The sequence below is a fragment of the Streptomyces sp. NPDC001663 genome, assembly GCF_042893105.1.
GTDB lineage: Bacteria > Actinomycetota > Actinomycetes > Streptomycetales > Streptomycetaceae > Streptomyces.
Map to the genome: position 1 here is coordinate 324,022 of NZ_JBIAUR010000006.1, position 20,139 is coordinate 344,160.

Below are 20,139 nucleotides of genomic sequence, written 5' to 3' on the forward strand. Positions count from 1 at the left end.
ATCCGAAGGCGAGGCCAGCCATGCCCGACACCCATTCCCCTCCCCACGCGATGACGCGCAGGGACATCCTCCGCGGGGGCGCTCTGCTCGCCGCCGCCCTCCCGGCCGCCGGCCTGCTGACCGCCTGCTCCAGGACCACCGTCGCCGCCACGAACGGCAGGCCGGTGCGCGGCGGTGCGCTGCGCGTCGGCGTCAGCGGCGGCAGCGCCAAGGACACCCTCGACCCGCACAACCCGCTGTCCTACCCCGACCAGGCGCGGGTGGTGAACCTGTACGAACCGCTCTTCTACCACGACGCCGAATACCGCCTGAAACCCCTCCTCGCCGAGTCGATCGAACCGTCCAAGGACGGAAAGACCTGGCTGCTGAAGCTGCGCCCCGGCGTCGAGTTCCACAACGGCAAGCCCCTCGACGCCCGCGACGTCATCGCCACCCTGCGCCGCATCGTCGACCCCAAGGCCCCCACCGCCGGCGCCACCAGCCTCTCGGTGATCGACGCGAAGGCCCTGCACCGGGTGGACGCCACGACCGTACGCATCCCGCTGAAGTATCCGTACGCGCTGCTGGAGGACCTGCTCGCGCAGTACACCCTCGGCATCGTCCCCGAGGACTTCGACCTGAAGCGGCCCGTCGGCACCGGCCCCTTCGGGTACGGGTCCTTCGCGCCCGGCGACCGGTCGACGTTCACGCGGTTCGCGAACTACTGGCGGCGTCCGGCCTACCTCGACGAGCTGCACATCCTCGACTTCCCCGACGACACCGCCAAGATCAACGCCCTGCTGAGCGCGCAGATCGACGCCATCGACAACCTCCCGCCCGCCTACATCGGCATGATCAAGAAGCAGGGCGGCCAGGTGCTGATCTCCCAGACCGGCTCCTGGAACCCGATCACGATGCGCGTCGACACGGCCCCCTTCGACGACGTCCGGGTGCGCCAGGCCTTCCGGCTCATCGTCGACCGGCCCCAGATGGTCGAACAGGTCCTCGGCGGCCAGGGCCGCATCGGCAACGACCTCTACGCCCCCTTCGACGTCGCCTACGACCATGAACTCCCGCAGCGCCACCAGGACTTGGGCCGCGCGAAGGCACTGCTGAAGGCGGCCGGGCGCGAGGACCTGACCGTCGAGCTCGTCACGTCCACCGGCATCGGCTCGGGCTCCATCGAGGCGGCCCAGATCTTCGCCGAGCAGGCCAAGGGCGCGGGAGTGAAGGTCAAGGTCCGCATCACCGACTCCGCGACCTTCTACGGCGACCGCTATCTGAGCTGGCCGTTCGCCCAGGACTACTGGTTCACCCGCAACTACCTGCCCCAGGTTGACGCCGGGTCCCTCAAGACCTCCCCGTACAACGAAACCCACTGGAACGACGCGGAGTTCAACACCCTCATGGACCGGGCCCGCCGCGAATTCGACGCGGACAAACGCAGCGAACTCCTGAAAGCCGCCCAGAAGATCGAGTACGAGCGGGGCGGCCACATCATCTGGGGGTTCAAGAACCAGGTCGACGCCTACGCCGCCAACGTCACCGGCTTCACGCCCAACCGCAATCTGCCGCTCTCCAACTACGAGTTCCGCAATGTCTCGGTCAACGGCTGAGGCCGCGGCGATTCCCGCGACGGTCGGGTCCACCCGTCGCGACGACGCCTCTTCGTCCGCCGCACGCACCTGGACCCTGTGGCTGCTGCGCCGGGTCGGACTCGCGCTGCTCACCCTCTGGCTGATCTCGCTGCTCGTGTTCACGGCCACCCATCTGCTCGGCGACCCCGCGCAGGCCATCCTCGGCCGCTCCGCCACTCCGGAACGCCTGGCCGCCCTGCGCAGGCAGCTCGGCCTCGACCACTCCGCCGTCCACCAGTACTTCTCCTGGCTCGGCGGCGTCCTCACCGGCGACTTCGGCACCTCGCTCGCGACCAAGGGACCGGTGTCCACGCTCATCGGCGGGCGGATCGTCAACAGCACGGTGCTGGTCGCCGTGTCCGCCGTGATCATCGCCCCGCTGTCCGCCCTGATCGCCCTCTACTCGGCCCGCCGCCGCGACCGGGCCGCCGACCACGTCATCCAGGTCGCCCTGCTCGGCACGGCCGCGCTCCCGGAGTTCGTGATCGGCATCCTGCTGGTCACGCTGTTCTCGACCGTCGTCTTCACCTGGCTGCCGTCGGTGGCGGTGTCCTGGACGGGCAGCCCGTGGACGGATCCGGTCGTCATGATCCTCCCGGTGGCCACACTGACCCTGGCAGTCGTCCCGTACGTCGCCCGCATCCTGCGCGCGAGCCTCATCGAGGTCCTGGAGAGCGACTACGTGGAAATGGCCCGCCTGAAGGGCGTGCCGGAGCGGCGGGCGGTCGGCCGGCACGCGCTCGGCAACGCCGTCGTCCCCGCGATCCAGGTGATGGCCCTCCAACTGGCCTGGCTGGCCGGGGGAGTTGTCGTGGTCGAAAGCCTCTTCCTCTACCCCGGGATCGGCACCGCCCTGGTCGACGCGGTGCGCAACCGCGACGTGCCGGTGATCCAGGCGCTGGCCCTGCTGATCGCCGCGGTCTACGTCGTCGTGAATCTGATCGCCGACGTCCTGACCATCCTGGTGACGCCCAAGCTGCGGACGGGGGTGCGGTGATGACTGCCGCAGTGCTCGAAGTACCGGTTCCTGTACGGCGGTTCCGGCTGCGCGGGGCGTTCGCCTCCGGCCGGACCTGGGCCGGCATCCTGCTGACCGTGCTGGTCATGGGCCTGGCCTTCCTGGGCCCGCTGTTCGCCCCGCACGGCGAGAACGACATCGTCGGGGCGCCGTACTCGGACTCCGCGCCCGGCGCGCTGCTCGGCACGGACTACCTGGGCCAGGACGTGTGGAGCCGGCTGCTGGCCGGCGGCAACTGGGTCGTCGTGACCGCCGTGCTGGCCACGCTGCTCGGCATGGTGCTGGGCGTGGCGGCAGGCCTGATCGCGGGTTACGCCCGGGGCTGGGTGGACGAAGTGGTCATGCGGGTCTGCGACGTGGTGCTCGCCTTCCCACAGATCGTGCTCGTCCTGGTGCTGCTCTCGGTGGCCGGCCCCAAGCGGTGGCTGGTCGTGGTGGTCGTCGGCGTCTCGCACGCGCCGCGCGTCGCCCGGCTGACCCGGGGCATGACGACCGGCCTCGCGACACGAGAATTCGTCCAGTCCGCGGAAGCGCTGGGCGAGAAGCGGACCCGGATCCTGTTCGCCGAACTCCTGCCCAACATGACCGCGCCGCTGCTGGCGGAACTCGGGCTGCGCCTGACGTACTCCGTGGGCCTGGTCGCCTCCATCGGCTTCCTCGGCTTCGCCTCCGACCCCAGCGCCGCCGACTGGGGCCTGATGATCAACGAAAACCGCCTCGCCCTCGCCGTCCAGCCCTGGGCGATCCTCGCGCCCGTCCTCGCCATCGCGGTACTCGCCCTCGGCACGAACCTCATCGCCGACGGGATCGCCCGGGCGGCGGCAGGAACGGACGTCGGCACGAGCAGCAAGGGAGCGAGCTCATGAGCACGCCGGCCACCGACACCACTCGTCCCTCCTGTTCCGTCACCGGGCTGCGGGTGGTCCTCGGCCGCAGCGGTCCCGACGTCGTCGACGACATCGCCTTCGACGTCGCCGAGGGCGAGATCCTCGCGCTGGTCGGCGAGTCCGGCAGCGGCAAGACCACCATCGCCACCGCCCTGCTCGCCCACACCCGGCGCGGCGCCCGCATCGACGCCGGTGCCGTCGTCCTCGACGGCCGCGAACTGCTCGGGGCCTCGCCCGGCGAGGCCCGCAAACGCCGTGGCTCCGAGGTCGCGTACGTCCCTCAGGATCCAGCCGCCTCCCTCAACCCCGTGATGCGGATCGGCCGCCAGATCCGCGAGGTGCTCGACGTCCACCACGCGGGGACCCCCGCCGAGCGCGACGCTCGCGTCCGTGAGGTCCTCGCGGAGGTCGCCCTGCCGGACGACGACGAGTTCCTGCGCCGCTATCCGCATCAGCTCTCCGGCGGCCAGCTCCAACGCGTCGCCATCGCCATGGCGTTCACGCTACGACCCCGGGTGCTGGTCCTCGACGAGCCCACCACCGGCCTCGACGTCACCACCCAGGCCCATGTCCTGGCCACCGTACGGGAGTTGTGCGCCCGGCATGCCGTCGCGGCCGTGTACGTCACCCACGACCTCGCGGTGGTCGGCGAGTTCGCCCACCGGGTGGCGGTGATGTACGCCGGTCGGATCGTGGAGATCGGACCACGGGAGCAGATCTTCGAGGCCCCTGCGCACCCGTACACCCGGGCCCTCCTCGCGGCCGTCCCCAGCGTCAGGGAATCCCGCGTCCTCAAGGGCATTCCCGGCCGCGCGCCCTCGCCCGGCAGGCGCCCCTCCGGCTGCCGCTTCCACGACCGGTGTGCGTTCGCCGAGGCCGAATGTGCCGAGCGGGAGCCGGAGTTGACCGAGATCGGCGATGCCCCCGCCGGCACCGCTTCCCTCCTGGTCCGCTGCCACCGCACCGAGCACGTCCGCTCCCAGCCCCTCGAGTTCACGGTCTCCGCCCCGCCCGCCACCACCCGCCCCGACCCCGTCCTCACCGTCCGCGGCCTGAGCGCCCGTTACGGCTCCCGGCCCATCCTGCACGGCATCGACCTGGAGGTCGGGCGCAACGAGTGCGTGGCCGTCGTAGGAGAGTCCGGCAGCGGCAAGTCGACCCTGTCACGTGCCATCGGAGGGCTGCACGAGGAATGGAGCGGGACCCTGTCCTTCCGGGGCGAGCCGTTGCCGCCCGGCGCCCGGCAGCGAACCCGCGAGCTGCGCAAGGCGGTCCAGTACGTCTTCCAGAACCCCTACCTCGCCCTCAACCCCCGAATGACCGTGGGCAGGATCGTCCGCCGACCGCTGGAGCTGTTCGGTCTGGCCCACGGCGCCGACGCCACCCGGCGCGTGCACGAACTCCTCGGCCAGGTGATGCTCTCACCGGCGGTGTACGACCTGCGCCCCGACCGTCTCTCCGGCGGTGAACGCCAACGTGTCGCCATCGCCCGTGCGTTGGCCTGCGAGCCGGAACTGCTGATCTGCGACGAGGTGACCTCCGCCCTCGACGTCTCCGTCCAGGCGTCGATCGTGGGCCTGCTGGAGGAACTGCGCTCGAGCCGAGGCCTGTCGATGCTGTTCGTCACCCACAACCTCGCCCTCGTCCGCTCGCTGGCGACCCGCGTGGCGGTGCTCTCCGACGGCCACATCGTCGAGGAGGGATCCACGGCCCACGTACTGGACCGGCCCTCGGCCGCCTACACACGGCAGTTGCTCGCGGACACACCCGGCCGCGGAGACGGCTCCGCCGAACTCGTCGGGGAGGGCGCCTGATGGTCACGTCAGCCGTCTCGCCCGGCGCCGACGTCGACACCCTGCGCGAACCCCAGCGCTGGTATCCCCGCTCCACGGAGATCGCCGCGGCCGCGCCACCCGAACCCTGGCCCCGGGCCGTCCGCCCGCTGTCCGCCCGCATCACCGGCGCCGGACGCACCATGGACCTCGACGAGTTCCTCTCCCTCACCCACACCACCGCGCTGGTCGTCATCGCGGACGGCGCCCTCGTCCACGAGCGCTACGCCCCCGGCATCACCCCGGACGACCGGCTCGTGGGCAACTCGGCGACCAAGTCGGTGCTCGCTCAACTGGTCGGCCGGATTGAGGGGTTGGACCTGGACACACCCGCTGCCACCCACGTCCCCGAACTCACGGGCAGCGGCTACGCACGGGTGACGGTCCGTCAACTCCTCACGATGACCAGCGGGGTGGACTGGGAGGAGGACCACCGCGATCCCGCCTCGCCCGCCTCCCGACTCGTCGCCTGCCTCCGCGAGGGATGCGGCGAGCTGCGCGACCACGTACTGCGCATCCCGCCCGGCCGCCCGCCCGGCACGGCCTTCGCCTACTGCACCGCCGACTCGCTCGTCCTCGACTGGGTGCGCGAACGTGCGACCGGCCTCGACTTCGCCGCCCACCTCTCCCGGCTCTGGCAGGCAATAGGCGCCGAACACCCCGCCGTCGTGGGCCTCGACGCGTCCGGCGTCGCCATGGCCGGCGGAGCACTCGCGGCGACGGCCCGCGACTGGGCCCGCCTCGGATGGCTGCAGATCGACGGCAGTCGGGGCGGCCGACAGCTCGTGCCGCCCGACTGGGTCGAGGCCTCCAGCCGGCCCGAGCAGCCGTTCCTCACCCCGGGCCGACTGCCCAGCACGATCACCACACACGCCGGTTTCGGCTACCACTGGTGGCCCCTGGACGGAACCGGGCAGCGGGTGACCGCCGACGGCATGCGCGGCCAGTTCGTCTACGTCGACCGGGCCCGGCGCGTGGTCGTGGTCAAGACGTCGGCCTGGCCGCACGCGGACGCCTGGGCCGACCGCCAGTACCGCGACCTCTGCTACCTGGCGCTGCCCGCAATAGCCGAGGCGGTGGGTGCATGAAGCAACACGGCATCGTCACTCCGTACGAAGGCCGGCAGCACGGCGGCTGGGACCCCGAGGCCCCGATCCCCGCCCCACTGGCCCTGCACCGCACCACCGTCTCCCCGGCCTGGGTGGACTACAACGGCCACCTCAGCGAGTCCTGCTTCCTGCTCGTCTTCGGCGACAACTCCGACGCCTTCTTCCGGTGGATCGGCGTGGACGAGGCCTACCGGGCGGCCGGCCACTCCCTCTACACCGCGGAGACGCACCTCCACCACCGCGGCGAGGCGAGCGAGGGGGACCCGCTGCGGCTCACGCTGCAGATCCTCGACGTCGACGACAAGCGCCTGCACCTCTTCCACGCCATGCACCACGAGGACTCCGGGGCGCTGCTCGCCACCGCCGAACAGATGCTGCTGCACGTCGACACCGCCGCCGGGCGTGTCGCGCCCTTCCCCGGGTCCCTCGTCCAGCGGCTGGCCGCCACCCGCGCCGCACACGCCCGACTGCCCGTGCCCGAGGCGGTCGGCCACGTCATGGGCATCCACCGCAAACCGCCCCGCCCTCACGAAAATTGACGCCTCCTCAGGAGACTCGAAAGGCAGGACGCTCCATGGACTTCGGGCTCACCCCCGAGCAGGACCTCGTCGTCGACACCGTCCGCGCGTTCGTCGAGACCGAGCTCTATCCGTACGAGGACGAGGTCGAGCGCCTCGACGAGGTCCCCGCCGAACTCGCCGCCCAGATCCGCAAGAAGGCCCTCGACGCCGGCCTGTACGCCCCCAACATGCCAGAGGAACTGGGCGGCGGCGGCCTCGACCCCATCGCCCTCACCCTCGCGGAACGCGAACTCGGCCGCGCCTCCTACGCGTTGCAGATGCTGGTCGCCCGCCCCAGCAACATCCTCCAGGGCTGCACCGGCGACCAGATCGACACCTACCTCCTGCCCACGATCCGCGGCGAACGCCACGACTGCCTCGCCATGACCGAACCCGGCGCCGGCTCCGACGTCCGCTCGATGCGCACCCGCGCCGAACGCGTCGACGGCGACTGGGTCCTCAACGGCACCAAGCACTTCATCAGCCACGCCGACACCGCCGACTACGTCATCCTCTTCGCCACCACCGACACCGAGCGCACCGCGCGCGGCGAACGCAGCCGCATCAGCGCCTTCCTCGTCGACAAGGGAACCCCCGGCTTCGAGGTCCGCCGCGGCTCTGCCTGCGTCTCGCACCGCGGTTACCACCAGTGCGAACTGACCTTCACCGACTGCCGGATACCGGCAGGGCAGCTGCTGGGCGAGGAGGGGAGGGGCTTCGAGCTGATGGGGGAGTGGCTGGGCGCCAGCCGGCTCACCGTGGCCGCGACCAGCGTCGGCCGCGGGCGCCGCGTGCTGGAGTCGGCCGTGCGCTGGGCCGCCGAGCGCGAGCAGTTCGGGCAGCCCATCGGCCGCTTCCAGGGCACCGGCTTCAAACTCGCCGACATGGCAACCGACTTGGCGGCAGCAGAACTGCTGACCCTCTCGGCCGCCTGGAAGCTCAGCCGCGGCAGGATGACCGACCGGGACGCGGCGATGGCCAAGCTGCACGCCTCGGAGACGCTCGGCCGGATCACCGACCACGCCGTCCAGATCTTCGGCGGCATGGGCCTGATGCAGGAGACGGCCGTCGAACGCCACTGGCGCGACGCCCGGGTGGAACGCATCTGGGACGGCACCAGCGAGATCCAGCGGCACATCATCTCGCGGTCGCTGCTGCGCCCGCACGGGGCCTGAAGGGGGAGCGGGGATGACGTCGTCCGCCCTCGACACCGCCCGCTCCGCCCGCGCCCGCAACCTCCAACGCCTGCTCTCCCCCCGGCACATCGCCGTCTTCGGCGGACGGCACGCGGCGGAGGTGGTGCGCCAGTGCCGGCGCATCGGTTACGACGGCGCCATCTGGCCCGTACATCCGACGCACCGCACCGTCGGGGGACTGTGCTGCCACCCCGACGTGGACGCCCTGCCCGAGGCGCCCGACGCGGCCTTCGTCGCCGTACCGCGCGAGCCGACGGTCGACATCGTCGCCGCCCTCGCGAGGCGAGGCGCCGGCGGAGCGGTGTGCTACGCCTCCGGCTTCGCCGAGACGGGCGCCACCGGCACCGCACTGCAGCACCGGCTGGTGGCGGCCGCCGGCGACATGGCCGTTGTCGGCCCCAACTGCTACGGCATCCTCAACTACCTTGACGGCGCCGCCCTCTGGCCGGACCGCCACGGCGGCGCACGCACCGCCCGCGGGCCCGCGATCATCACCCAGAGCGGCAACATCGGCCTCAACCTCACCATGCACCGCCGCTCGCTCCCGCTGTCGTACCTCATCACCGTCGGCAACAGCGCGGCCCTTCAGCTGCACGAGCTCGTCGAGGGACTCCTCGACGACCCCCGGGTGACGGCGATCGGACTGCACATTGAGGGCCTGGAGGACGTGGCCGGCTTCTCCCGCGTCGCGCTCGAAGCCCTGCAACGACGCATCCCCCTCGTCGCGTTGAAGGCCGGCAGCTCACCGCTCGGCGCCCGTGCCGCCCTCAGCCACACCAGCTCCCTGACCGGCTCGGACGCGCTGTACGACGCCCTGTTCCGGCGCCTGGGAGTGGCCAGGGTCCGGGATCTGCCCGGACTGCTGGAGACGCTGAAGTTCCTGACGGTGCACGGCACGCTGCGCGGCTCGCGGATCGCCTCCATGAGCTGTTCCGGCGGCGAGGCGTCCCTGGTCGCCGACCTGGCTCAGCCCCGCGGGGTGACGCTGCCGGAGTTCCCCCAACTCACCGGCGAGCGACTGCGATCCGTACTCGGTGAACGCGTCAGCGTCGCCAACCCCCTCGACTACCACACCTACATCTGGGACGACCGAGCCGCGCTGACGGAGTGTTACGGGGCGGTGCTGGGCGCCGACTTGGACGCGCAGCTGCTGATCCTCGACATGCCGAAGCCCGGCACGGGGGACGCGTCCTCATGGGACACGGCGGTCGACGCCCTGATCGCCGCGCACCGCGAAGCTGCCCCAACTCCCGTCACCTGCCTGGTCAGTTCGCTCCCCGAAGGGCTGCCCGAGGAGGCGGGCACACGGCTGCTCGGCGAGGGCATCGCCCCCATGCAGGGCCTGACCGAATGCCTGGACGCGATCGCCGCCGCCGCGGCCATCGGCGCCGCCCAGGCCGGCGCCGACCGCATCCGGCCGCTCACCGCCCACCCCTCGGCGCACAGCGGCACGCCCCACACCCTCGACGAGTGGCAGGGCAAACGCGCCCTCGCCGCCCGGGGCCTGCGCGTCCCCGAGGCGGCCCTGGCCACCGGCCCCGACGAGGCGGCCCTCCGCGCCCGCGAGCTCGGCTTTCCCATCGTCCTCAAGGCCGTCTCCGCCTCTCTCACGCACAAGACCGAGGCCGGAGCCGTACGCCTGCACCTGACCGACACCGGACAGGTGCGCGAGGCGGCCGAGGAGATGCTCCGCCGGGGCCTGCCCGACCGCTTCCTCGTCGAGCGGATGGTGCAGGAACCGGTCGCCGAGCTGATCGTCGGAGTCCACCGCGACCCCTGCTTCGGCCCGGCGCTGACCGTCGGCGCGGGCGGCATCCTGGTCGAACTGATCCGGGACACGGCCACCCTGCTCCTCCCGGCCTCCCCGGCCGAGATCCGCACGGCGCTCACCTCCCTGCGCACCTGGCCGCTGCTCGACGGCCACCGGGGCCGGCCCAAGGCCGACGTCGAAGCCGCCGTGGCAGCGGTGGCCGCCGTGGCCGCCTACGCGCACGACCACGCGGCCGACCTGGTCGAGCTGGACGTCAACCCGTTGCTGGTGCTCCCCGAGGGCCGCGGGGCCTACGCCGCCGACGCACTGATCCGACTCACCCATCCCGCGCAGGAGGACCCGCCCCATGCCTGAGCCCGACGTCGCAACCGAAGCCGCCGTACGGCTCTCGACCGACGACGGCATCCTCGTCGTCACGCTGGACCGGCCGAAGGCGAACGCCGTCGACGTCGCCACCAGCCGCGCCCTGTACGCCGCCTTCGAGCGGCTGCGCACCGACCCCGAACTGCGGGTCGGGGTCGTCACCGGCGCCGGTGAGCGGTTCTTCAGCGCCGGCTGGGACCTCAAGGCCGCGGCGGCGGGCGAGGCGGTCGACGCCGATCACGGACCGGGCGGCTTCGCCGGGCTGACCGAGTTCTTCGACCTCGACAAGCCGGTCATCGCCGCAGTCAACGGCCTCGCGCTCGGCGGCGGCTTCGAACTCGCCCTGGCCGCCGACCTGATCGTGGCCGCCGAGCATGCCGAGTTCGCCCTCACCGAGGCCACGCTGGGCCTGGTCCCGGACTCCGGCGGCGTACTGCGGCTGCCGCGGCGCCTGCCCCCGGCGATCGCCACCGAGCTGCTGCTGACCGGACGGCGCATGACCGCGCCGGAGGCGGCCCGCTGGGGACTCGTCAACCAGGTCGTCCCCCGCGAACGGCTCCTCCCCGCGGCCATGGCGCTCGCTCGCCAGGTCTGCCGCAGCGCGCCCCTCGCCCTTGCGGCGATCAAGGAGATCACACGCAGGACCGAGGGCCGGGGTGTCGAGGAGGCCTTCGCCGCGATGCGCGGGCCCGGCATGCCCGCCTACCAGGCGGTTCTCGCCTCGAAAGACGCCGAGGAAGGCCCGCGCGCCTTCGCCGAGAAGCGCCGACCGGTGTGGACCGGCCGCTGAACGCCGTCAATTCCTCTCGGCACGGCGGAAGTTCATACAGCACACATCTGAAACGTTGAATCAGTCACTGCTGTGGCATCTGTGACGGTTTGCACCCTCTGTGTAGGTGTGGTGATCTGAATTACGCAGGCTTCAGGCACACCCAGAGGAGATGGTCGTATGCCTTTCACGGACAAGGCGATCGAGGAAGTCACCCGTTTCGACATCGAGGCGGCACTCGACCCCGCCGAGCCGGACGGCGTCTTCCGTGACAGCCGGGAATGCGCGGCCCTCGCGCTTCTCTCCGCAGAGACCAAGCTGCTGCTCTCGCCGCCGACCCCCCGCCCCAAGAAGGGCTGAACGAGTCGACGGGAGCAGCTGAATGGAGCAGTCAGGCACTTCGGCCCTGTTGCAGGGCGCGGTGCAGGACCTCTCGTCGGACGTGGTCTCCGCCCTCCGCGGCGGAGACCACGTCCGGGTCTCCGGCAGCGAGGCGGACGACGGCCCTCGGGCAAGCGTCGCCGTAGCTGCCGTACGCGTGCTGGGAGCGGATCTGCTCCTGCCGCACGTCCTGTCCCGCACCCAGCCCGCGCCGGAGTCGCTCACCGCGTTCCGGCAGACCGTGGAGACCTTCCCGCCCCGCGCCGACTCGGCCCCCGCCGTCGTATGGAGCCACTGGGCCATGCGCCGCACGCTGCACAGGCTCGACGCACCCGCCACCGAAGACGGTGCGGAACCCGACGCCGGCTGGCTCGACGGCGTGACCTGGCAGTTGCTGACGCATCAACTCGCCGTCCTGGCACCGCTCGCGGTGCCCGGCGAGGACTGCGCAGTGACTCGCGCGGCCCGAGCCCGCCCGGTCGACGTCGCCCGCGGCTTCGTAAGGGCGGTGCGCCGCCGGGACTGGCAGCAGGCCGCCGGCGCCGGGCGCTGGCTGACCCTGCTGGACGGGGTGCCGGAGTCGCTCGGTCTCGAAGCCGGGCTGGACTTCGTGGAGTTGATGGGCGGCACCGACCCGCGCGTCGCCCTCCAGGTGGAGGCGGCACGGGCCATGCGGTGGGCCGGAGCCCTCGTATGACCCGAGTGGACGTACACAAGGTCCGGGAAGCGGAGGTCGCCGCGCTCGCCTGGCTGTCCGCACACCGCGGCGACTTCGCGCTCGGCGACGACGCGCTCACCGCCGACGGCCAGGTCGACCTCACCTGGAAACCGCTCGGCGAACTGGCGCAGACCTGCGCGAGCGTGCGTGAGCACACCGCGCCCGACGACCCGCTGCACGCCTGCGTGTCCGACCTGCTGGGGTTCGCCTGGCAGCAGACCGGACGGGGCGAACTCTTCCTGCGCCTGCAGGAGTTGGAGCCCTTCGCCACGTATCCGCTGGAGGTGTACTCCGTCTTCGCCGGCGCCGGGCTGCGGCACGACGGGTACGAGGCCGCCGCCGCGACGGTGGCCCGCACCCGCGGCTGGCGGCAGACCGAGCAGGAACCCACCCGCCGGCTCGGCCTTCTCAAGGCCGAGGGGCGCAGCGGCATCCACCGGCCGGAGCGGGCCCAACAGGCGCTGCGCCGCACCTGGTTGGGCGGACTGCCGGAACCCTGGACGTTCGAGCGCTCCGCCGGGTACGCGCTCACCCACGTCGTCTTCCACCTCACCGACTGGGGCCGCACCCCCGAGGGACTCCCCCCGGACCTGGCCGACTATCTCGCCGACTGGCTGCCGCCCTGGCTCGACACCTGCCTGGACGCCAGGATGTGGGACCTCGGCTGCGAACTGCTCGTCGTGGCCGCGAGTTTGCCCCGCCCACCCGACTCGGCGATGTTCCAGGACGCCTGGACCCGGATCGCGCGGGCGCAGCACGAAACGGGCGCCCTGCTGGTGGACGGCCCAGACCCCGGCGAGGACGATGCGGCAGCTGCCGAGCCGGACTTCCTGCACTGCTACCACTCCACCCTGATGGCCGCCTTCGCGGCGGCACTCACGGTCGAGCGCCTCACCGGAGGCGTCGACGACGACCGCGCACCGTACGCGGGCGACATGCACGGACAAGGAGTGCCCGGATGACCGACACCCGTCTGATGCACACCGTCGGCGTCCGGGCCCTGGAATGGCTGTGGGCCCATCGCGACGGCTTCCGCCTGGAGCACGACGTCGATCCGGAAGTCGGCTTCCTCGAACGCTTCAAACCGGTCGGCGAACTCGCCCTGATCTGCCGGGTGTTGTTCCGCGAGGGAGTGGCCGGATCGCGCCAGGCCGACCTGGCGCACCGCCTGGTGGACCACACCTGGCGGCACACCCTGGACGGCGGCCGCATGCTGGTGCAGGGCCAGCGCATCGAGCCGCTCTCGCCGATCCCCTTCGAGGTGTACCTGCCGTACAAGGAACTGGGCTACAGCGAGCCCGAGGTGGAGCGCGCGACCGCCCTCTACCATCGGCTGAGCAGCTGGTCCTCCCTCGAACTGGACCCGACCCGACGCCTCGGCATGGCCGCCTTCCAGCGCCGCTTCGGCCTCACGCCCAGCCCGCCCGAGGCCGACCTCGTCGACGCGACCTGGCTGGCCCGCACCCCCGAGCCCTGGACGGTCAGCGGCCACATCGCCTACGACGTAACGCACGCGGTGTTCCACCTCACCGACTGGGGAGAGAACCCCGACGGCCTGCCCCCGGACATCGCCGACTACCTAGCCACCTGGCTGCCGGTGTGGATCGACGACTGGCTGGACCTGCAGCGCTGGGACCTGCTGGGCGAACTCCTCGTCGTCGACGCCTGTCTGCCCCGCCCGACCCTCGACGAACGGGCCTGGGCGGGCTTCGCCGCCGCACAGCAGCCCGACGGCGCCATGCCCGCCATCCGGACCATGCCCGAGGGCGAGCCCGACGAGGTGTTCGACATCGTTTACCACCCGACGCTGGTCGCCGCGTTCGCCTCGGTCCTCGCCACCTCCCGCGCCCTGACCGAGCTGGCGCACGCCTCCTCATGACGGCCCAAATGACCGTGGCTCGGCCCTGGCCGGGGGACCCCATCGATGGGGAGGACTTCCTCGCGGGTGAGTCGTACGACGGAGAGGGCCTCCCCGCGGGTGAGTCGAACGACGACGGTACGGCCGACGGGGAAATCCACGAGAGGCTGGCGGCGGCAGTGGAAGCCGCCGACGCACCCGACGTCGTCTTCGCCATCTCCCGGCACGGCCGCCGCACCATCCGCTGCGGCGGCACCGCACCGCCCCCGCCGACCGACCGTCAGGACCTGCGCTACGAACTCGGGTCCGCCTCGAAGACGCTCACCGGTCTGCTGCTCGCCCAGCTGATCCAGCGCGGCCTGCTGTCCGGGGGCGAGCCGGCCACCGCCTGCCTGGACCCGTCCCGGCGCACCGGCCCGGCCCCGGTGACGCTGGCCCACCTCATGACCCACACCGCCGGACTGCCCGGACTGCCGGCCGACTTCTACCTCCGGGCCCTGCCCGCCTGGCACACCAACCCCTACGCCCGCTACCCGGCCGCCCGCGTGATCGACGCGTTCCTGCGCCACCGCCCCGGACACCGGCCCGGCACCCGCTGGCGGTACTCCAACCTCGGGGTCGCCGTGCTCGGCCACGCCGTCTCGGCGGCGATGGGCACGGCCTGGGAGGACCTGCTCGCCGATCACGTCCTGCGCCCGCTCGCGCTCAGCGACACCGCTCTCCTGGCCCGCGGCCCGGAAATCGACGCCGTGGGGTACGGCAAGGACGGCCGTACACCCGTCCCCGCCTTCGACGCCGGCGGCTTCCAAGCGGCGGGTGCCGTCCGGGCCACCCCGCACGACCTGCTCACCTTCCTCGAAGCCCACCTCGACCCGTCCGGCTCACCCCTGGCGGGAGCGCTGCGCTCGGTGCGCACACCGGTGCTCCGGCGCGGTCTGGGGCACCGGCACGTGCACACCCTGGCGTGGTTCCGGCACCCCACCGACGCCGGGCCGATGTACTTCCACGGCGGGGCCACCCTCGGCCAGCAGGCCTTCCTGGGCTTCCGGCCCGACACCGGCACGGCCCTGGCGGCGCTGTGCACGCGCCGCTTCCGCGCCGGCGACCCGTTCGTGGCCGGCGCCTACGGGTTTCTCGCGGGCGAGTAGCCGGCGTTCCCGTGCGAGGGCCGCGCCTTCGCACCGGAACGCCGTACGACTCCCGACGACTCCTACATCCGCTGCCACAGCGCCGGAGTGCTCTCCGGCGACCACACTCCCTGCGCCTGGTGGGTCTGCAGACACTGGTAGCGCACGCCCTCGACGGTCACCGTGGTTCCCGCCTCGTAGACCTTGCCCGCGGACCAGGGGGTCGCCGTCTCGCCGCCCTGCGCGGCTGACGGGCCGGCCTGGGTGGTCGCGGTCTTCAGGGTGAGGCCGAAGTCGCTGAGGATCGCGTTGACCGGCTGGTAGAAGGTCGTGCCGCCGCTCGTGCAGTCGCCCGAACCGCCCGAGGTGACACCCTGGGCCTGGGCGCCGGAGATGAACGGGCCGCCGGAGTCGCCCGGTTCACTGCACACCGTGGTCTGGGTCAGCCCGTTGACGGTGCCCTCGGAGTAGCGGACGCTCGCGTTGTGCTGCTGGATGGTGCCGCAGTGCCATCCGCTGGTGGAACCGGAGCGGCACACCGACGCCCCGACGAGCGCCTGGACCGAGCCGCCGACCTGCGTCCGCTTGCCGCCCTCGCCCTTGACGTCGGCCGTGGCGGTCCAGTCGCCGTCGACGGCCACCCAGGACATGTCCTTGCCGGGGAACGTGGACGCCTGGAACGTGCCCTGGGCGGCCATGTTGAAGCCCGTGGTGGTCGCCCCGGCCTTGCCGCAGTGGCCGGCGCTGGCGAAGCCCTGCTGGGTGCCCTTGGTGACGGAGAAGCCGATGGAGCAGCGGGTGTTGCCGTTGATGTAGTAGGCGTCGCCGCCGACGATGTCCTCCGTCAGCCGGGGCCGGTCCGGCGACACATGGACCGCCACGCCTTCGTCCTGGAGACCGGCGGCCTCGACGAGGGCCGTCGCGGCCGACTGCGTCGTGGCCTGTACGACGACCCGGTTCTCCGGCACGTCGACGTACCAGATCGGAGCGTCGAGGTCCCGGCTGCGCTTGGCGGCCGTGTCCAGCTTCTTCTTGTCGGCCTCCAGGGTGCTCAACGGCGTCTTGACGACCGCGGGCCTGGCTCCCTGCGCACGGATGGCGGGCAGGTCCGCGGCGTCGGTGGTGGCGACGGTGAGCTCGGCGGAGGTCGACCCGTGCACCCAGGCGCCGGCGAAGTGGCCGCCGAGGGCGTTGCGGAGGCGGCCGGCACGGGTGCCCGCCTCGGCCTCGTTGACGAGCCGGGTGGCCGCCTGCGACTTCGTCAGCCCCAGGTCGCGCTCCATCGCGCGCAGCACCTCGTCCGACGGTTTGTCGGCGCCGAGCGTCTTGGCGGCGGTGGAGGACGGGGGTCCCGGAGCGGGTGGCGGTGCGGCCATCGCGGCTGCGGGGAGTCCGGTCAGTACGAGGGTGCCGAGTGCGGCGAGGGCGGTGCGGCGTCTGTTTGCGACATGTCTGCCGACCATGCTGTACCTCCTTGTGGGTACGGGTGAGTCAGTGGCGAAGACATGGGCGGCCTTGCCTCAAAGGCCCGTGACGATGTCAAAGACGGAGGTCTTTCGCGCAATGGGGGACGCCGGCGGTGGCATGTGCAGTACAGCGACGTCCGCCGGTCCAACGTCATCGGGGAGGGGCTCGTACGAACTTCGGCGGCAACTGGGTGAGCGCCGGCGCCACGTCGTACAGCACGACCTCGGGCAGCACCGTCATCACGATGATCCGATCGGGGGACCTTGCGTGTGTCGGCGCGGTGCGCCTCGGACGGGCGACGCAAAGGTGGCTGCCATGAAGCTGACGTATCGCCTGCTGGCGCTGACCACCGTTCTCACGTGCCTGCTCGGCGCGTCCTCCGGCCAACCCAAGGAGGGCGTGCAGTACAAACGGCTCGCGCACCCGGTCGCCGGCGTCGACGCGCGCCAGGTCGTGGAGCTGTTCTGGTACGACTGCCCGCACTCCTACGCATTCGAAAAGCCGCTGGAGGAATGGGCCGCACGGCAGACTCCCGCGGTGAAGGTGGTGCGTATCCCGGCGGTCTGGACGGACGAGCCCGACATGGTCGCCTACGCTCGCCTCTTCTACACGCTGGACCGGCTCGGCATCGCGGAGCAGGAGGCGATTCCGGTCTTCCAGGCCGTGCGTGACCGGCACCAGAGGCTCACCACCGAGGCGAGCGTCGTGCGCTGGGCGGCCAGGGAGGGACTCGACGTCACGGCGGTCCGAACCGCCTACAAGTCCAAGGAGGTTGCCGACGCGGTCGAGAAGGCGCCTGCGCTCCGCGAGCGCTACCAGGTGGACGAGGAGCCGACCGTGGTGGTGGGCGGACGCGTCCACACCTCGCCGTCCCAGGCAGGCAGCTCCGCCGAGATCATCTCGGTGGTGAACTACCTGTACCGCAAGGCCGGCCACTGAGCCGAGTGCCGCGAAGGGCGTCTGACGGGCAACCGCCCGGTCCAGGCGCCCTTTTCGCGCGCCTGGAAGAAGCCACCGCAAGGCGGTGTCCCTGTAGTAGCGGGGCGGACGGTGGATCTACAGCCCCAGCACCCGCTCGGCGTTGCCGTGGAAGACGCCGACGAGGACGTCGTCCGCGTAGCCGATCTCCTCCCATTCCGGGAAGATCCGCTCGTAGGGCAGGCTGGGTTGGTCGCTGCCGAACATGATCTTCTCGCGGAGCCGGCCCCGTACGTCCTTCTTGAGCTGGTCGGGGAAGTGCTTGGGGCCCAGCCGGACAACTCCCAGAAGACGTTGCCCTTGTGCAGGTACCGACGTCGATCATCACGGGTGCGCCGAGACCGGAGATCGTCTCGAACAAGGGGTACAGGGCGCGGTCGTCGACTCGGCAGCGGCCCATGATCGGGTGGAAGTGGAAGCCCAGGACGCCGAGTTCGGTCACCGCACGGTCAACGGCAGGGAGAAGTCCGAGTCCTTCATCACCAAGGGCCTCGCAGAAAGCCGGCGGGCCAAGCTGATGACCGCCGCTCGCGACGGCGAACCGTTCGATTCGCAGACAGGTCTGCCGGCCTCCGAGTACCACGCGGCGTTCAGCGGCCCCTACACGGTCGCCGCGGCGCTGCTCGGCGGTGCCTTCGGCGTGTATCACGAGGACTTCACCGACGCCGCCGACGAGCGCTGCAGCGCGTCGTTCCCGCACGCCTTCCCCGCCGTCCTGCGCGTGACCACCCGCGCGGGCGGAACTCGAGGCCCGCGTCGCGGCGCCAACGCTCGCCCTTCCTGACGCTCAGAGCATCGAGGATCTCACCGCGCTGCTGACCTCGGCGGGGGAGCGCTGAGGTCGAGACGGTTATCGCTCCCGGACTGCGTAGGTCAGGTGGGTCACCCGTTGCGTGGGCTCCGCGCGGACCTGCTCCAGGGCCACGCGGCCCGCGTCCACACCCTCGAACAGGCGGGTTCCGGAGCCGAACAGCACGGGTGAGAGCGCGATCGTGAACTCGTCGATCAGGCCGGCGTTCACGTACTCCAGGATCGTCGCGCCGCCGCCCGCGATGCGGACGTCCCGGTCGCCGGCGGCCTCGCGGGCCTGGTCGAGCGCGGTCTCGATGCCGTCGTTGACGAAGTGGAAGGTGGTCCCGCCCGGCCGCTCCCAGGGGTCACGCTTCTCGTGCGTCACGACGAAGACCGGCGTGTGGAACGGCGCCTCCTCCGGCCAGGACTGCTCGCCGAGATCGAACATGCGCTTACCCATCACGCTCGCGCCGGTGCGCTCGAACGTCTCCCGCGCGATGTCGTTGTCGCGCCCCTCCTCGCCGCCCTCGCCGAACTTCAGGTTCTCCCGGAAGAACCGCAGCGGGAAGATCCACTGATGCAGCTCCATCCACTGCCCCATCCAGCGCTGCACGTCCGGGTCGTCCTGCTTGTCGGGCGCGAAGAGCTCGTCTTCAACCGGCACGGACTCGGGCGCGACGAACCCGTCCAGCGACATCGAGACGCTGAAGAACACCTTCCCGGCCATCAGCCCTCCGCTCCCTTCCGAACGATCTCGGTGACGTAGGCAGCCAGGTTGCCCAGGGTCTGCCGGCCGCCCTCGATCGCGTGGTACTTCTCGACCGCCTCGTCGCGCAGCTCCTTGGTGGGGAACACCGTGCGCATCTCGAGCCGGGTCGCCGCGCCGTCGGGCGCGAACGTGAGGACCGACTCGAAGGCGTTCGGGTCGCCGCGGGACTCACCGTGCAGCAGCGCGATCCGCTCCGGCGGGGTGATCTCGCTCCAGGAGATCCACTCCTGGTAGTCCGTCCCGTCCGGTCCGTGCATCACGAAGTCCCACTCCCCGCCGACGCGGAACTCGAACGCCCGCGTGGTGGTGGTGAATCCCTCCGGTCCCCACCACCGAGACAGGTGCCGCACCTCGGTGAACGCCTCGAACACCAGCTCCCGTGGGGCGTCGATGACCCGGGAGATCACGATCTCACGGTCGGCCGTCGCGGACTGCGCCGGCGCTCCTCGTCCCGTCGCGCTCATCGGCTACTCCTCCTGCCTTGTCTGCTTGAGGTCCTGCACGTACGCGTCCAGCCGGTCGAAGCTCTCGTTCCAGAACTGCTCGAACCCGCCGGTCCACTCGTGGACCGGTCGCAGCCCGCGGGCGTCGAGGCCGTACAGGCGCTGCTTGCCCGCCTTGCGGTCCCGCACCAGTCCGACCTCCCGGAGCACCCGCAGGTGTTTGGACGCCCCCGGCTGGGTCATCCCCAGCTCCTGGGCCAACTCGGTCACCGGCCGCTCACCCGCCCGCAGCAGCACCAGGATCTGCCGGCGCTGCGGCTCGGCGATCGCGTTGAAGACGTCCGAGGTCGTCGCTGCTCGTGCCATGGGCGCAATCGTATGCCGATATCGGCATACGTCAAGCGAAGGAATCAGACGGGGCAGGGTGCCCGGCCGCGATCTGGCTCGCGCCCTCCCCGTGCAGCGGCTGGCTGGGCCTGGCGGAC

General features: G+C 71.6%; 21 protein-coding genes. 16 read left to right on the top strand and 5 right to left on the bottom strand.

The window, feature by feature from the left end; genetic code table 11:
• Nucleotides 1-20: 20 nt before the first annotated feature.
• The 14 genes from ACFY1L_RS21245 (at nucleotide 21) to ACFY1L_RS21310 (ending at nucleotide 15,226) form a co-directional block, all read left to right on the top strand.
• Nucleotides 21-1,595, top strand: coding sequence for an ABC transporter substrate-binding protein (locus tag ACFY1L_RS21245; RefSeq protein ID WP_388826209.1), 1,575 nt, complete (start codon nucleotides 21-23; stop codon nucleotides 1,593-1,595).
• Nucleotides 1,576-2,613, top strand: coding sequence for an ABC transporter permease (locus tag ACFY1L_RS21250; RefSeq protein ID WP_388826212.1), 1,038 nt, complete (start codon nucleotides 1,576-1,578; stop codon nucleotides 2,611-2,613). The genes ACFY1L_RS21245 and ACFY1L_RS21250 overlap by 20 nt, the downstream gene beginning before the upstream one ends.
• Nucleotides 2,613-3,500 carry an ABC transporter permease gene (locus ACFY1L_RS21255; protein ID WP_388826215.1) on the top strand — a complete coding sequence of 296 codons (888 nt, stop codon included), beginning with the start codon at nucleotides 2,613-2,615 and terminating at the stop codon, nucleotides 3,498-3,500. The genes ACFY1L_RS21250 and ACFY1L_RS21255 overlap by 1 nt, the downstream gene beginning before the upstream one ends.
• Complete coding sequence (locus ACFY1L_RS21260) at nucleotides 3,497-5,335, top strand: ABC transporter ATP-binding protein (protein ID WP_388826218.1); 1,839 nt, start codon at nucleotides 3,497-3,499, stop codon at nucleotides 5,333-5,335. The genes ACFY1L_RS21255 and ACFY1L_RS21260 overlap by 4 nt, the downstream gene beginning before the upstream one ends.
• Complete coding sequence (locus ACFY1L_RS21265; protein ID WP_388826221.1) at nucleotides 5,335-6,441, top strand: serine hydrolase domain-containing protein; 1,107 nt, start codon at nucleotides 5,335-5,337, stop codon at nucleotides 6,439-6,441. Before ACFY1L_RS21260 ends, ACFY1L_RS21265 begins: the two co-directional genes overlap by 1 nt.
• The gene (locus tag ACFY1L_RS21270; RefSeq protein WP_388826224.1) at nucleotides 6,438-7,001 is read left to right on the top strand and encodes a thioesterase family protein; all 564 of its coding nucleotides are present in this window, start codon (nucleotides 6,438-6,440) and stop codon (nucleotides 6,999-7,001) included. Before ACFY1L_RS21265 ends, ACFY1L_RS21270 begins: the two co-directional genes overlap by 4 nt.
• Before the next feature lie 35 nt (nucleotides 7,002-7,036).
• A complete protein-coding gene (locus ACFY1L_RS21275) occupies nucleotides 7,037-8,197 on the top strand; it encodes an acyl-CoA dehydrogenase family protein (protein WP_388826227.1) in 1,161 nt (386 codons plus the stop codon).
• A 13-nt stretch (nucleotides 8,198-8,210) separates the two neighbouring features.
• Nucleotides 8,211-10,343, top strand: a complete 2,133-nt coding sequence (locus ACFY1L_RS21280; protein ID WP_388826230.1) for an acetate--CoA ligase family protein — start codon at nucleotides 8,211-8,213, stop codon at nucleotides 10,341-10,343.
• Nucleotides 10,336-11,142: an enoyl-CoA hydratase-related protein gene (locus tag ACFY1L_RS21285; RefSeq protein WP_388826233.1), complete on the top strand. Its 807-nt coding sequence runs from the start codon at nucleotides 10,336-10,338 to the stop codon at nucleotides 11,140-11,142. Before ACFY1L_RS21280 ends, ACFY1L_RS21285 begins: the two co-directional genes overlap by 8 nt.
• A gap of 159 nt (nucleotides 11,143-11,301) precedes the next feature.
• Complete coding sequence (locus tag ACFY1L_RS21290) at nucleotides 11,302-11,481, top strand: hypothetical protein (protein ID WP_388826236.1); 180 nt, start codon at nucleotides 11,302-11,304, stop codon at nucleotides 11,479-11,481.
• A 22-nt stretch (nucleotides 11,482-11,503) separates the two neighbouring features.
• A complete protein-coding gene (locus ACFY1L_RS21295) occupies nucleotides 11,504-12,199 on the top strand; it encodes a hypothetical protein (protein ID WP_388826239.1) in 696 nt (231 codons plus the stop codon).
• Nucleotides 12,196-13,182: a DUF6895 family protein gene (locus ACFY1L_RS21300; protein WP_388826242.1), complete on the top strand. Its 987-nt coding sequence runs from the start codon at nucleotides 12,196-12,198 to the stop codon at nucleotides 13,180-13,182. Before ACFY1L_RS21295 ends, ACFY1L_RS21300 begins: the two co-directional genes overlap by 4 nt.
• Nucleotides 13,179-14,099 (top strand): DUF6895 family protein, encoded by a 921-nt coding sequence (locus tag ACFY1L_RS21305; protein ID WP_388826245.1) that lies wholly within the window; start codon nucleotides 13,179-13,181, stop codon nucleotides 14,097-14,099. The genes ACFY1L_RS21300 and ACFY1L_RS21305 overlap by 4 nt, the downstream gene beginning before the upstream one ends.
• An 8-nt stretch (nucleotides 14,100-14,107) precedes the next feature.
• Entirely contained in the window at nucleotides 14,108-15,226 is a 1,119-nt protein-coding gene (locus ACFY1L_RS21310) for a serine hydrolase domain-containing protein (RefSeq protein WP_388826248.1), read from the top strand.
• Nucleotides 15,227-15,288: 62 nt separating this feature from the next.
• Here the strand turns inward: ACFY1L_RS21310 and ACFY1L_RS21315 are convergent, their stop codons facing one another.
• Nucleotides 15,289-16,668, bottom strand: coding sequence for a carbohydrate-binding protein (locus ACFY1L_RS21315; protein ID WP_388826250.1), 1,380 nt, complete (start codon nucleotides 16,666-16,668; stop codon nucleotides 15,289-15,291).
• 319 nt (nucleotides 16,669-16,987) lie between these two features.
• On the opposite strand from ACFY1L_RS21315, the gene ACFY1L_RS21320 reads away from it, so the two are divergent.
• Nucleotides 16,988-17,611 (top strand): thiol:disulfide interchange protein DsbA/DsbL, encoded by a 624-nt coding sequence (locus tag ACFY1L_RS21320; protein WP_388826253.1) that lies wholly within the window; start codon nucleotides 16,988-16,990, stop codon nucleotides 17,609-17,611.
• Nucleotides 17,612-17,728: 117 nt separating this feature from the next.
• Here the strand turns inward: ACFY1L_RS21320 and ACFY1L_RS21325 are convergent, their stop codons facing one another.
• Nucleotides 17,729-17,857, bottom strand: a complete 129-nt coding sequence (locus ACFY1L_RS21325) for a hypothetical protein (RefSeq protein ID WP_388826256.1) — start codon at nucleotides 17,855-17,857, stop codon at nucleotides 17,729-17,731.
• A gap of 205 nt (nucleotides 17,858-18,062) precedes the next feature.
• Between ACFY1L_RS21325 and ACFY1L_RS21330 the strand changes: the two genes are divergently transcribed.
• On the top strand, nucleotides 18,063-18,434 hold the full coding sequence (locus ACFY1L_RS21330) for a hypothetical protein (protein WP_388826259.1): 372 nt from the start codon (nucleotides 18,063-18,065) through the stop codon (nucleotides 18,432-18,434).
• 66 nt (nucleotides 18,435-18,500) lie between these two features.
• Here ACFY1L_RS21330 and ACFY1L_RS21335 read toward each other — a convergent pair whose 3' ends face one another.
• The 3 genes from ACFY1L_RS21335 to ACFY1L_RS21345 are packed head-to-tail and all read right to left on the bottom strand — an operon-like array spanning nucleotide 18,501 to nucleotide 20,020.
• On the bottom strand, nucleotides 18,501-19,169 hold the full coding sequence (locus ACFY1L_RS21335) for a dihydrofolate reductase family protein (protein ID WP_388826262.1): 669 nt from the start codon (nucleotides 19,167-19,169) through the stop codon (nucleotides 18,501-18,503).
• On the bottom strand, nucleotides 19,169-19,675 hold the full coding sequence (locus tag ACFY1L_RS21340) for an SRPBCC family protein (protein WP_388826265.1): 507 nt from the start codon (nucleotides 19,673-19,675) through the stop codon (nucleotides 19,169-19,171). Before ACFY1L_RS21340 ends, ACFY1L_RS21335 begins: the two co-directional genes overlap by 1 nt.
• A 3-nt stretch (nucleotides 19,676-19,678) precedes the next feature.
• Nucleotides 19,679-20,020: an ArsR/SmtB family transcription factor gene (locus ACFY1L_RS21345; protein WP_388826268.1), complete on the bottom strand. Its 342-nt coding sequence runs from the start codon at nucleotides 20,018-20,020 to the stop codon at nucleotides 19,679-19,681.
• Nucleotides 20,021-20,139 lie beyond the last annotated feature (119 nt).

Excerpts from the sequence above, each read along its gene's own strand:
- ACFY1L_RS21320 (WP_388826253.1), top strand. The coding sequence starts at position 16,988 with ATGAAGCTGACGTATCGCCTGCTGGCGCTGACCACCGTTCTCACGTGC.
- ACFY1L_RS21325 (WP_388826256.1), bottom strand. The coding sequence starts at position 17,857 with ATGTTCGGCAGCGACCAACCCAGCCTGCCCTACGAGCGGATCTTCCCG.
- ACFY1L_RS21290 (WP_388826236.1), top strand. The coding sequence starts at position 11,302 with ATGCCTTTCACGGACAAGGCGATCGAGGAAGTCACCCGTTTCGACATC.
- ACFY1L_RS21305 (WP_388826245.1), top strand. The coding sequence starts at position 13,179 with ATGACCGACACCCGTCTGATGCACACCGTCGGCGTCCGGGCCCTGGAA.
- ACFY1L_RS21275 (WP_388826227.1), top strand. The coding sequence starts at position 7,037 with ATGGACTTCGGGCTCACCCCCGAGCAGGACCTCGTCGTCGACACCGTC.
- ACFY1L_RS21315 (WP_388826250.1), bottom strand. The coding sequence starts at position 16,668 with ATGGTCGGCAGACATGTCGCAAACAGACGCCGCACCGCCCTCGCCGCA.
- ACFY1L_RS21255 (WP_388826215.1), top strand. The coding sequence starts at position 2,613 with ATGACTGCCGCAGTGCTCGAAGTACCGGTTCCTGTACGGCGGTTCCGG.
- ACFY1L_RS21250 (WP_388826212.1), top strand. The coding sequence starts at position 1,576 with ATGTCTCGGTCAACGGCTGAGGCCGCGGCGATTCCCGCGACGGTCGGG.
- ACFY1L_RS21245 (WP_388826209.1), top strand. The coding sequence starts at position 21 with ATGCCCGACACCCATTCCCCTCCCCACGCGATGACGCGCAGGGACATC.
- ACFY1L_RS21300 (WP_388826242.1), top strand. The coding sequence starts at position 12,196 with ATGACCCGAGTGGACGTACACAAGGTCCGGGAAGCGGAGGTCGCCGCG.
- ACFY1L_RS21265 (WP_388826221.1), top strand. The coding sequence starts at position 5,335 with ATGGTCACGTCAGCCGTCTCGCCCGGCGCCGACGTCGACACCCTGCGC.
- ACFY1L_RS21270 (WP_388826224.1), top strand. The coding sequence starts at position 6,438 with ATGAAGCAACACGGCATCGTCACTCCGTACGAAGGCCGGCAGCACGGC.
- ACFY1L_RS21340 (WP_388826265.1), bottom strand. The coding sequence starts at position 19,675 with ATGAGCGCGACGGGACGAGGAGCGCCGGCGCAGTCCGCGACGGCCGAC.
- ACFY1L_RS21295 (WP_388826239.1), top strand. The coding sequence starts at position 11,504 with ATGGAGCAGTCAGGCACTTCGGCCCTGTTGCAGGGCGCGGTGCAGGAC.
- ACFY1L_RS21310 (WP_388826248.1), top strand. The coding sequence starts at position 14,108 with ATGACCGTGGCTCGGCCCTGGCCGGGGGACCCCATCGATGGGGAGGAC.
- ACFY1L_RS21285 (WP_388826233.1), top strand. The coding sequence starts at position 10,336 with ATGCCTGAGCCCGACGTCGCAACCGAAGCCGCCGTACGGCTCTCGACC.
- ACFY1L_RS21335 (WP_388826262.1), bottom strand. The coding sequence starts at position 19,169 with ATGGCCGGGAAGGTGTTCTTCAGCGTCTCGATGTCGCTGGACGGGTTC.
- ACFY1L_RS21260 (WP_388826218.1), top strand. The coding sequence starts at position 3,497 with ATGAGCACGCCGGCCACCGACACCACTCGTCCCTCCTGTTCCGTCACC.
- ACFY1L_RS21345 (WP_388826268.1), bottom strand. The coding sequence starts at position 20,020 with ATGGCACGAGCAGCGACGACCTCGGACGTCTTCAACGCGATCGCCGAG.
- ACFY1L_RS21280 (WP_388826230.1), top strand. The coding sequence starts at position 8,211 with ATGACGTCGTCCGCCCTCGACACCGCCCGCTCCGCCCGCGCCCGCAAC.